This is a genomic window from Chitinophaga sp. sic0106, from assembly GCF_019219075.1.
GTDB lineage: Bacteria > Bacteroidota > Bacteroidia > Chitinophagales > Chitinophagaceae > Chitinophaga.
This window is the reverse complement of the sequence record NZ_JAHUWJ010000015.1, coordinates 178,786-189,374: the sequence shown is the minus strand read 5'-3', so window position 1 is coordinate 189,374 and position 10,589 is coordinate 178,786. Positions and strand designations below refer to the sequence as shown.

The 10,589-nt window shown below is 48.1% G+C and carries 10 protein-coding genes; 2 read left to right on the top strand and 8 right to left on the bottom strand.

Annotated features, from left to right (window positions below; translation table 11 throughout):
• Nucleotides 1–145: 145 nt before the first annotated feature.
• The 3 genes from KW844_RS21000 to KW844_RS20990 all read right to left on the bottom strand — a co-directional run bounded on the left by KW844_RS21000 (nt 146) and on the right by KW844_RS20990 (nt 3,401).
• Nucleotides 146–820 carry a DUF1349 domain-containing protein gene (locus tag KW844_RS21000; RefSeq protein ID WP_218378748.1) on the bottom strand — a complete coding sequence of 225 codons (675 nt, stop codon included), beginning with the start codon at nt 818–820 and terminating at the stop codon, nt 146–148.
• Nucleotides 821–846: 26 nt separating this feature from the next.
• Nucleotides 847–1,965: an SGNH/GDSL hydrolase family protein gene (locus KW844_RS20995; RefSeq protein WP_218378747.1), complete on the bottom strand. Its 1,119-nt coding sequence runs from the start codon at nt 1,963–1,965 to the stop codon at nt 847–849.
• A gap of 413 nt (nt 1,966–2,378) precedes the next feature.
• Nucleotides 2,379–3,401 (bottom strand): LacI family DNA-binding transcriptional regulator, encoded by a 1,023-nt coding sequence (locus tag KW844_RS20990; RefSeq protein WP_218378746.1) that lies wholly within the window; start codon nt 3,399–3,401, stop codon nt 2,379–2,381.
• Between the two features lie 385 nt (nt 3,402–3,786).
• Here KW844_RS20990 and KW844_RS20985 point away from each other — a divergent pair, with 385 nt between their 5' ends.
• The gene (locus KW844_RS20985) at nt 3,787–4,650 is read left to right on the top strand and encodes an OmpA family protein (RefSeq protein ID WP_218378745.1); all 864 of its coding nucleotides are present in this window, start codon (nt 3,787–3,789) and stop codon (nt 4,648–4,650) included.
• A gap of 118 nt (nt 4,651–4,768) precedes the next feature.
• Here the strand turns inward: KW844_RS20985 and KW844_RS20980 are convergent, their stop codons facing one another.
• Nucleotides 4,769–5,245, bottom strand: a complete 477-nt coding sequence (locus KW844_RS20980; protein ID WP_218378744.1) for a DUF2867 domain-containing protein — start codon at nt 5,243–5,245, stop codon at nt 4,769–4,771.
• A gap of 87 nt (nt 5,246–5,332) precedes the next feature.
• Between KW844_RS20980 and KW844_RS20975 the strand changes: the two genes are divergently transcribed.
• The gene (locus KW844_RS20975; RefSeq protein ID WP_255578562.1) at nt 5,333–5,803 is read left to right on the top strand and encodes a DinB family protein; all 471 of its coding nucleotides are present in this window, start codon (nt 5,333–5,335) and stop codon (nt 5,801–5,803) included.
• 86 nt (nt 5,804–5,889) lie between these two features.
• Here KW844_RS20975 and KW844_RS20970 read toward each other — a convergent pair whose 3' ends face one another.
• The 4 genes from KW844_RS20970 to KW844_RS20955 are packed head-to-tail and all read right to left on the bottom strand — an operon-like array spanning nt 5,890 to nt 10,589.
• Nucleotides 5,890–6,885, bottom strand: a complete 996-nt coding sequence (locus KW844_RS20970) for an L-histidine N(alpha)-methyltransferase (RefSeq protein ID WP_218378742.1) — start codon at nt 6,883–6,885, stop codon at nt 5,890–5,892.
• Nucleotides 6,886–6,918: 33 nt separating this feature from the next.
• Complete coding sequence (gene egtB / locus KW844_RS20965; protein ID WP_218378741.1) at nt 6,919–8,070, bottom strand: ergothioneine biosynthesis protein EgtB; 1,152 nt, start codon at nt 8,068–8,070, stop codon at nt 6,919–6,921.
• Nucleotides 8,071–8,076: 6 nt separating this feature from the next.
• The gene (locus tag KW844_RS20960; RefSeq protein WP_218378740.1) at nt 8,077–9,642 is read right to left on the bottom strand and encodes an ABC transporter permease/substrate-binding protein; all 1,566 of its coding nucleotides are present in this window, start codon (nt 9,640–9,642) and stop codon (nt 8,077–8,079) included.
• A gap of 5 nt (nt 9,643–9,647) precedes the next feature.
• Nucleotides 9,648–10,589, bottom strand: coding sequence for an ABC transporter ATP-binding protein (locus KW844_RS20955; RefSeq protein WP_218378739.1), 942 nt, complete (start codon nt 10,587–10,589; stop codon nt 9,648–9,650).

The window sequence follows — 10,589 nt, the reverse complement described above, 5'->3', positions numbered from 1 at the left end:
AAAAAGGCGCATGGCTATGGAAGTCAGGGATCTGGCAATTGCTCAAATCGTTGTCTTATGTGGCGGAAATCCTGATATTTACTTCAAAACATAAAGAAATGGTCGGAATTTCTTCCGACCATGACTACGATGTGCTCCTCTTTTTTTATTCCCCGTTTTTATTATCCTTAAAGCCGGTAGGCTTGTATTTGATATCCGAGAAAATGCTTTCGCATTTAGCGCCCAGGGGCGACTGTGAAGAGAATCCTAACTGAATTTTCCCACCGGGGTTGAAGTTTACCATCCGGGCCGCTGTCCATGTTTTGCCGGCATCCAGGGAGTAGAACATACCATAGAAATTACCTCTTTTGCTAAGGCGCATCAGCACTTCGTTGGTGCTGGAAACGGCGTTGGTAGCATCGTCCGTATAGGTGTTGGTAACACCGGAGCAAACGGAGAGGTTGCCATAATGGCTTTTTTCGAAGAGGAACTTGATGTAGTGTGTGCTATCGGCATACACGAAGATGGCGCCACCATCGTAGGTATCGTTGAATCCTACTTTTACTTTAGCGGTAACGGTAAAGTCGGCATCCGGCTGAAACAGCAGGATAGGAGCGTTGGTGGCTTTGAAGTCGCCACCACCGTAATGAAAGAAGTCGGTGCCTTTAGCGGCAGTAATAGAAAGGCGATTGCCAGCGGCAGTTGACACGGCAGGCTTGTTGAGCCAATAACCTGCGGACGGCATTCCGGCAATGTGTACGGAGTCACCGGCAGGTGCAGCCTGGGCTGTGGTACTGAAGGCTGTGGCCAGCACTAACAGGGAAGCATAGATGCTTTTCATAAAACAATAGAATTTATGTACAGACTTTAAGGTTTGCCTTTAGTAAGTTTATCGAGTATAGGTAACATTTGTGCGGCAAAGCGTTCCATGCCAACGTCGTTGGGATGTACGCCATCCACGGTGCCTTCATGGTCGTTGCCAATGAGTCCGGCGCCGGTTTGATAAAAGAGATTTTTGATGCCTTGTTTTTGCAGTTCAGCGAATGCTTTTTTTAGTTCTGCCTGTTTTTTCAGAGAGGTTTGTTTTACGATCGGATTGAAGTAACCGCTTTCGTAAATAAAGTTTTCAACGAGGAGAATGGGCGCATTGGGTCTGCATTTGCGGATCTGTTGCACCAGTTTCACGGAGCGGTCGTAGATTTCTTCCGGCTGGGTGTTCGGGTTGCAGTCGATTACGAACAGTGCTGCGTCCATTTCGCAGAGGGATTCGCCGACGGTAGTTTCGAAGGTGCCGTTGCCGCTAAAGCCGAAGTTAATGACAGGGCGTTGCAGTTTACGCACAAGGATATTGGTAAAGGCCATACCGGGGCGGGAGGCGCTGGCGCCTTGTGCGATGCTGCTGCCGTACCAGGCGATTGGCTTTTTATCCAGCAGGGTAGTGGTTTGTGGTTTGGTTATTTCAGCGCCTGCGTTTACGCCGATAGATAAGGAATCCACACCATCGTAAAGGGGGAGGAAGAGGAGGTATTCGCGGGCTACATTTTCACCGTTGGTAAGGATGTTTCGTTGGAAGCTGCCGCCGTTGCCTTCTGGTACGCCACTGTTGACAAACTGCCATTGATTGTTTACGAGGGCATAGAGGTCCAGGCCTTTGACGCCTATTGGCGACATATTATTAAGAGCCGCATTATTTTTCGCTTTCCATTTGGCGCCGATGGTGTTGGCATTGGAACGGAAACGGATGGCAATGCCGGCGGAGTTCAGGCTGAGTGACCAGATTATCGGGCGCACGGTGGCTTTGAATTTTTCCGGCATGCGGTTGTAGTTTGGTTCATTGTGATACTTATCTATCACAGGAAATTCCATCGCATCGTGGTACACCAGTTCAGGTTTTGCAGGTGTGGTTTTGGTTTGAGCGTGGACGGTGGCTGATAGCAGAATGGCTGGCAGTAAGGGTTTCAGGTACTTGCGTAAATTTTTTTTCATTGATGGCATATTTGTTAAAGAGTTTCCGAAGGTAAGGATAAGAAAAAATACCGGATTTTGCCAATTACGCAAACGCTTGCGTGGTTAACGCAAGCGTTTGCGTAGCAGAATTCTAAAAACATTTGCTTAAACTAGTGGTATGAAAGAGAAGAAAGAGATTTCTTCCCGCATGAAAAGCAGCTTATTTAGACAGTGAACGATTAGGCGCAATACAGTGAACAATTAACGCGCCGAACAACAGTGAACAAGCAAACAGTGAACAACTTCCGCATTTTTCTAAATGCGTTATTTAAGTTACAGTGAGCAAGCGTATTGAATACGCCAACAGTGAACAATAATTTTAATTAAGAACAGTGAACAGCGTCGTGGAACCTGCCATAGGGAGCAACTATGGCAAGGTTTGCGGCCGAAGATCAGGTGTGCAATACTAACTGCGATTCCATAATTAATTGTTGGTAATCGTTGAAGTCGTGATCGCCGTTTAATATGCTCAGGAGCATGTTGGTGGCGGCTTGTCCCTGTTCGTACGGAAACTGTTCTACCGAGGCAGCGGGCGGGTAGGCCGTGTAGCTGCTGACCGGTGTATTGGCGTAAGATACAAAAGTAATATCTTTATTTATCTCCAATTTTTGTTTGAGTGCATACTGCACGGCATCCATCGCAACATAATCATTAAAAGTTACAACAGCAGTTACTTTTCTTTTGAGAGATAGTAAGTGTTTCATGGCTTCGGCGGTGCCGGCGGCCGTGAGATCTGCGTTGACGATCAGTTCAGGATCATATTTAAGACGATGCTTATGAAGGGCACGCATATAGCCTGCCGCGCGCTCTCCACTGGCTACCAGTTGTTCCGGGCCATTGATCATTCCAATTACGCGATGTCCCTTTTTAAGCAGGAAATCAACTGCCTGCACGGTGCCTGATTCCAGGTTGCATGACACAGAATGAATATTAGGGAGGTCAGGAATGCGGTCAAAGAATACTACCGGAATTTTTGCCTGGCGCAGCATTTCAAAATGCTCGTAGTTGCGGGTATTTTTACCGATAGATACAATGCAGCCATCTACACGATGTTGCTTCATACTTTGAATGATCTGCTTTTCGCGGGCTTCATCATCATGGGATTGCCCCAATAATACCGTGTAGTTGTTGCTGTAGGCGGTATCCTCGATGCCGCTGATGGCGCTGGAAAAGAAAGCTTCTGATAATTCCGGTAAAAGAATACCGATGGTAAAGGTTTTACCTTGCTGAAAAAAAATGGCGGTCTGGTTACGTTCATAACCCAGTTCGGCCGCAAGCTGCTGTACGCGTGCTTTTGTTCTCAGACCAATGCTATGATGGTCATGCAGGGCACGTGATACGGTAGATACGGATATGTTGAGTCGTTTCGCAATTTCTTTTATTGTTGGTTGACCCGAAGAAACCACCTTTCTCATACTATTTCGTCATTAATGGAATATATACAGTGAACAAGCTGGCGGGTAAGTTAATTATTAATACTTAGAAACCCGTTTAAAACTATCTAAAGCTAGCGAACACATTCTATACGAATGTAATAATACTTTGGAGAACTTAACATATGTAGTTTATATTGAAGATATGGGCCGCAAGCGGCGGGTGCGAATCATTATGCAATAAACAGATATATGCATACAATAATATCTATTTATTTGTAACTAATCAAATTTTAATACTCATTTACAAGATTTTGTTAAGAATAGGTGTCTTCGGCCTGTTATTTGCATTTAGGTGTTTAAATTGCCAACGTCCAGCCCGTTAACCTATCATAATTTTTTTTAAGATTTCTAAATTCTCAATCTTATGACAATACAACGATATGTCTTGCCGGTACTTGCAGCAGCAACTGTACTTGCTTCCTGTTCAGCTCCACGTAAGCTGAGGGAATCGGAGGCAAGAAACGCACGATTGGATAGCCTGTATAAAGACGCTACAGCTAAATTGCAACGCTGTGATGAGGACGCCGCCCGGGCAGCCGCTGCCTATAAGGACCGTGTGGCCAGCCTCACAGAAAAACAAACGCAACTGCAAACCAATAATACGCAGATGCTGGACCATCTGAAAGAGCTGTCGGTGATCTCCAGCAGCCAGGCAGAAAGTATCAAAAAATCACTGGATAATATTGGTGCCAAAGACGCCTATATCAAAGACCTGCAAGGCGCTATCGCCCGCAAGGACTCCCTGAATATGCAGCTGGTGCTGAACCTGAAAGGTGCCATCGGTAACCTGGATGATAAAGACATTAACATTAAGGTGGAAAAAGGTGTGGTGTACATCGATATCTCCGATAAACTGCTGTTTAAAAGCGGTAGCTACGAGGTAACCGATAAGGCCAAAGATGTATTGGGGAAAGTAGCGAAAGTACTGCTGAACCAGCCTGATATTGAGTTCATGGTAGAAGGCCATACCGACAACGTACCTTACCGGCCGAATGTATTGCTGGATAACTGGGATCTGAGTGTGAAACGTGCTACCAGCGTGGTGCGCATCCTGCAGAACCAGTATGGTATTCCTCCTGCAAGGATGACTGCTGCCGGCCGTTCCGAATTTGTGCCTGTTGCCAGCAACGACACGCCGGAAGGTAAAGCCGCTAACCGCAGAACCAGGATTGTGATCCTGCCGCAGCTGGATCAGTTCTTTAAGCTGTTGGAAAAACCAGCGAATTAAAAGGTTCTCTCAAAAAGCTGCACAAGTAGCGAAGATCTAAAGGATATTCAGATAGTAGCCCCCGCCATTAGCGGGGGCTACTTAGTTTAATCGGGATGAATATGCTGCCAATGCGCCCTTATTCTCTGTGAGAAACAACTCCCCGTATCATCCCTGGGAAAATAAACCCATGAAACGGCCATACACTCCACCAGTATAATTCACCGGCCAATCCGTCCGGTACATAAACGGCCGTTTGTGTAAGGTTATCATCTCCCAAAAAAAATAATAACCATGCCTGGCCAGGTACCTTCATTTCCGCTTCCAGTAATAATATGCCCTTATCACGGTCGGCGATAACAACTTTCCAAAAGTCTGTGGTATCACCTGGCTCCAAGGTTTTTGCATTTATTCTGCCCCTCATACCCGGGCCACCAATGAGCTTATCGGCCCAGCCACGGAGATGCCAGAGCCAGTTGGTGTAGTACCAGCCGCGTTTGCCGCCGATTGCGAAAAAATTAGCGATCGTTTGCTCCCGGTTTACTACCGGCAGTGTACGAATATCTTTGTAATATTTTCGTTCCTGTATAAAATCTTTCCAAAAATTCTGGTCCATATGTTCCGTAAAACATGCAAAGTTAACGGATCGCTTAGGGAAAAAAATCTTACATTCAATAACACCCTAAAAGATGATAATATGGATATGAAGAAACAGACGGTACAGTCGCTCAAAGACTTACTGCTAAAGGGAAATGCGCATGTTACGTTCTGGGATGCGGTAAAGCACATACCTGCGGATAAGCTGGGTGAAGTGCCACCCAATATGCCTTACAGCATCTGGCAGCTGGTGGAGCATATACGTATTGCCCAATGGGATATCCTTGATTTTTCCCGCAATCCTGACTACAAGGAAATGAACTGGCCGCATGATTACTGGCCTAAGGAAACGGCTCCTAAAAATGAAAAACAATGGAAGGATACGTTGGAGCAGATTAAAGAAGAGTTACATGATTTTATCAAGCTGCTGGAGGCGCCGGATGCGGATTTGTTTGCACCGTTTCCACATGGGGATGGTCAGCATTTATTCCGGGAAGCGTTGCTGATAGCGGATCATACTAGTTATCATACCGGGGAGATCGTAGCGATCAGGAGGATATTAAATTGTTGGCCGTAATTTTTCAGAATTTGATCAGCACCTTCGGCGCTGATCAAATTCTGAAAGGCAGGGCGACCTTCAGTCGCCCTGCCTTTCAGAATAAATTAAATTGCCTGCCATAAATAATCACTGAACCAATTCCGGTGATCACTGAATCGGGTTACAGGTGTAAACCCGCCGAGGGACGCCAGCTGATCAATCTCCGCCGGATCATACTTTTGTGAAATCTCCATATAGAGCGGTTCATTTTCCCTGAAATTTATTATAACGTTATCGCCTATACGTACCTGCTGTTGGGTGAGGCTAATCAGGTAACTTTTACAGCTGCCTGTTTGCGGATCGTAGGTGGGATAATGTTCAAACTGTGAAATGTCAAAGTTTGCGTCCAGTTCCCGGTTGATCCTCCGGAGCAGGTTAAAGTTAAATTCGCGGGTGATGCCGGCATCGTCGTTATATGCGTGTAGTATCAACTGCGGATGTTTTTTCAGGTCAAATCCGGTGAGCAGCAAATCGCCGGGATGCAGGTGGCGCCTGAGCTGCTGGCAGAAACTGCGGGCAGCAAATGGGGTGAAATTGCCAATGTTGGCACCCATGAAAAGTATTATTTTTCTTTTCGGGGAGATGTCATTGGCTACCTTGAGCATCTCAAAGTATTCCCCCTGCAGGCCATGAAACTGTAAGCCCGGTAAGGTTGCTGGCAAGGATTCTTCCAGTAACTGTATCACATTGCCGGATATATCGATCGGGAAATACGTATAGTCTACACCGTTATCCAGCAGCTGTTTGAGCAGGTGCACAGATTTGGAGGCATCGCCGGCGCCCAGTTCTACGATGTCGTAGTCGCTGGCATGTTCATCAAAAGCGGCGGCGATAGCGGCCGACTGCTCTTTCATGATTTCCATTTCGCAGGCGGTGAGGTAATATTCCGGGCATTGCATGATCTTTTGAAAGAGCACATCGCCGGGTGCATCATAGAAATATTTAGGGTCCAGGTATTTTTGCTGTGCCCGCAACCCCTGCACTACATCATTGTAGAAAGTGCTGGTATGGCGGCTTCTGGATACCGTTGCCGGAGTGGAAATTACAGTGGAGTGTGCCATAGCTCAATGATTGTATCGTCAGTTAAAATTGGATTAGTTTTTAGCCAGCCTGATGCCGGTGAACTGCCATCGCAGTGGTGCATGGAAAAAGTTACGGTAGGTTTTACGACTATGCTCAGGCGGTGTCACTTCTGAGCCACCGCGCAGCACCATCTGGTTTACCATAAACTTACCATTATATTCGCCGATGGCGCCTGGTGCCTTCCGGAAGCCAGGGTAGGGGAGATAGGCGCTTTCTGTCCATTCCCAGCGTTGTCCCCAAGGAAACTTATCCGCCGCTGCTTCCCATTCAAATTCTGTAGGGAGTCGCAAGCCTTTCCAGGCGGCATAAGCGGAGGCTTCATAATAGCTTACATGGCATACCGGCGCATCCAGCTCCAATGGCTGCAGGCCGCTCCAGGTATATTGGTGCCAGTTATCATCGATCAGGTACCAATACATCGGTGCGGTGATGTGATTGGTTTTTACCCAGTCCCATCCTTCAGCGTGCCAGTGCCGGAAGTCCGTATAGCCGCCGGCGTTAATGAACTCCAGGTATTCTGCATTCGTCACCGGAGCGGAACTGATGGCGTATGGTGCCAGGTACACCTGGTGTCTCCCTAACTCATTATCAAAACAAAAACTTTTACCATGGTGCCCTATGCTGTAAATGCCTTCCGGCATGGATACCCAGTGGGCATCAGCGCCGGGGGCAGCAGTTGCCTGCCTGCCCGGATCGTAGGGCGGCATCAGCGGGTTATGACCAAGGATATATTTGATATCAGTATACAGTAGTTCCTGGTGTTGTTCTTCGTGGTTAAGACCCAGTACCATGAGGGCTTCGAGGTCTTCCTCCATGGGTGCAGCCAGGAATTTTTCCATGGCAGTGTCTACATGGCGGCGGTATTTCATCACGTCTTCCACGGAGGGGCGACTCAGGTTGCCTCTGTCGGTCCGGATCACGCGGGCGCCTACGGATTCATAGTAGCTGTTGAACACAAAGTTATACTGCGGATCAAACTCCGTATATCCGGGTGCGTTAGGCATGAGAATGAAGGTTTCGAAAAACCAGGTGGTATGACCGAGGTGCCATTTCGGGGGACTTACATCCACAACCGGCTGCACTACATAGTCTTCTGTTTTCAATGGTGCGCAGATGTATTCAGAACGGGATCTTACGGTCTTATATTTTTCCAGAATATTCATACTATTTTATTTTTTCAGATATAGTGCCAGGTCCGATATACTTTTTATTTGTAGGTCTGCCATTTGTTGCCGGCGCATCATTAGTGCGTAGGTATTATTAAAGCCGATTGGTTTAAGCCATTTAATACCGTATTGCTTTTCAAACTCCCTGCTAACGTAGGCGTATACCTTGTCTTTGTTTGCTATCAGTGTGTCAGTAATATTTGCCGGTGTCTGGAGGATGGCGAGCAACCCTGTTCCGGTATATTCGGGATACACATCAAGTTGATTATTGTTCAGTGCATCGAAACAAATTTTGGTGCCACCGAGTCCCAGTTTGGTACTTACTGCAAGATCGGTATGGCCTTCAATCAGCATTTTGTACATATTGGCGAGGATGTAGCCATCGCCAAAAATCTTACAACCTATACGTATCGTGCCTTTGGAGCCGTTTCGGGCAGATTTGAACAAGCCTTTTTGCAGCAGAAACTCCCGGGCTACTTTTTCCGGGCTATACTTCAGGTAATCTACCTGGTAGTTCAGTGCCGTCATAATGCTATCATTAATTGTACCAGCCAGGAGGTTTAGAGCAGGTTCCAGCTCCGGATAATTTTCCAGCACCGTATTATTCACGATGGGGGCGGCATAATAGGGCGGGAAGATATGTTTGTCGTCCTGCAGTACCACGAGGTCAAAGGCTTTCCCACGCCCGTCTGTGCTGCTGCCGCTGATGATGTCGATGTGTTTTTCGTAGGCGGCTTTGTACATGATCATGTCGCTGATCACGAGGGGATTTACATGTATGCCGTATACGGTTCTGAGGCCCGGGTTTCCATCGCGGCGACCCATAAACTCCGGTGTGAATCCCGCTTTGAGCGGGCCGCTGTTGCCGATGGGCAGCAGGTAAAAGGAGGAGAGCAACAGTAGTATCAGCGGAAGTGCGTATAAGCGCTGCCGTGACTGCTTTCCTTTCATATTTTGCAGGAGTGACAGCAGCCAGTCGAACAATATAGCCAGCAGGGCCGCAGGGATGGCCCCTGCGAGGATCATGCCGGTATTATTGAGTGCTATTCCGCCGAAAATAAATTCTCCCAAACCGCCGGCGGCAATATAGGCGGCGAGGGTGGCTACGCCTACATTGATTACGGTGGCGGTGCGAATGCCTGCCAGTATCACGGGCATGGCCAGCGGCAGCTGTACTTTGAGCAGCAGCTGGCGGTCGCTCATACCCATACCGATGGCGGCTTCTGTAACGGTGGGGTCTACGCCGCGTATACCCGTGTAGGTATTACGGATGATGGGCAGTAAAGCATACAGAAATAAGGCTACTATGGCGGGTTTTACACCGATGCCAAGCAGAGGAATCATGAATCCCAGCAGGGCGATGCTGGGAATGGTTTGCAGTACGCCGGCGATGCCCAGCACGATGCCGGAGAGCTTGCGGCGGCGGGTGATGAGGATACCCAGCGGTAAACCGATGGCAATGGCGATCAATACGGAAATAAACGTAAGCCCGGTGTGGGTAAGCGTTTGTTGCAGCAGTTTGCCCGACTCCTGTTGTATGAACTCAAAGAATCCTGTTTTTGGTTCCATACGCATTAGCGGGTTTTATAGGTTTGTAATCCGTGCATGATGGCAGTGCCGGTAATTTCTTTTGTGGTATCCTGGTGGGTGGCGATGACTGGGCCGGCGCTCAGCAGGGAAAGGGCTTTCCAGCAGGAACTGTCCGCAGTGATTTTCGTATGCCCGTTATGGTTATATCCTTCTGGAATGCTGTCCCAGATATCGCTGATGTGTAGGGTGGAGAGTTCCAGTTGGGTGCGTTGACTATCGAAGAAATTGCGGACAAAATCGTTGGCGGGGTGGAACAGTAGATCTGCCGGGCGGCCTGCCTGTTGTATACGGCCGGCGTTCATGAGGCAGATGCGGTCGCCGAGCTGAAAGGCTTCTTCTATATCATGCGTGACGAGCACCACAGTTTTGGTATGCAGCTCATCGAGGGATTTAAATTCCTGTCGCACGGCGTAGCGGGTGAGCGGGTCGAGGGCGCCGAAAGGTTCATCCATCAGCAGTACCGGCGGATCTGCTGCCAGTGCGCGTGCGAGGCCCACACGCTGTTGCTGTCCGCCACTCAGCTGGTGTGGATAGCTGTCGGCCTGTTCGGGTGCCAGTTTCAGTTTATGCAGGAGTGTTTGACAGCGGGCATTGATTTTATCTTCGGGCCAGTTAAGCAGTTGTGGTACGGTACTGATATTTTCCTTCACGGTGTAGTGGGGAAACAGGCCATTGTTTTGCAGTACGTAGCCGATGTTTTTACGCAGCGTAGTGGCGGGTATATTTTTTACATTTTCTCCGTTTACTTCGACCGTGCCGGAGCTGGCGTCCAGCAGGCGGTTGATGAGGCGCAGGGTAGTGGTTTTGCCGCAGCCACTGGTGCCCAGGAGCACCATTATCTCTCCGTCATTAACGGTAAAGGAAATATCATCTACTGCATTTTTTCCGTTCTCAAAAAATTTACTGACGTTACTAAGTTGAATCAT

What these genes read in the sequence shown, in the direction of transcription:
- KW844_RS21000 (WP_218378748.1), bottom strand. Translation starts at nt 820, where the DNA reads ATGAAAAGCATCTATGCTTCCCTGTTAGTGCTGGCCACAGCCTTCAGT.
- KW844_RS20995 (WP_218378747.1), bottom strand. Translation starts at nt 1,965, where the DNA reads ATGAAAAAAAATTTACGCAAGTACCTGAAACCCTTACTGCCAGCCATT.
- KW844_RS20990 (WP_218378746.1), bottom strand. Translation starts at nt 3,401, where the DNA reads ATGAGAAAGGTGGTTTCTTCGGGTCAACCAACAATAAAAGAAATTGCG.
- KW844_RS20985 (WP_218378745.1), top strand. Translation starts at nt 3,787, where the DNA reads ATGACAATACAACGATATGTCTTGCCGGTACTTGCAGCAGCAACTGTA.
- KW844_RS20980 (WP_218378744.1), bottom strand. Translation starts at nt 5,245, where the DNA reads ATGGACCAGAATTTTTGGAAAGATTTTATACAGGAACGAAAATATTAC.
- KW844_RS20975 (WP_255578562.1), top strand. Translation starts at nt 5,333, where the DNA reads ATGAAGAAACAGACGGTACAGTCGCTCAAAGACTTACTGCTAAAGGGA.
- KW844_RS20970 (WP_218378742.1), bottom strand. Translation starts at nt 6,885, where the DNA reads ATGGCACACTCCACTGTAATTTCCACTCCGGCAACGGTATCCAGAAGC.
- egtB (WP_218378741.1), bottom strand. Translation starts at nt 8,070, where the DNA reads ATGAATATTCTGGAAAAATATAAGACCGTAAGATCCCGTTCTGAATAC.
- KW844_RS20960 (WP_218378740.1), bottom strand. Translation starts at nt 9,642, where the DNA reads ATGGAACCAAAAACAGGATTCTTTGAGTTCATACAACAGGAGTCGGGC.
- KW844_RS20955 (WP_218378739.1), bottom strand. Translation starts at nt 10,589, where the DNA reads ATGATTCAACTTAGTAACGTCAGTAAATTTTTTGAGAACGGAAAAAAT.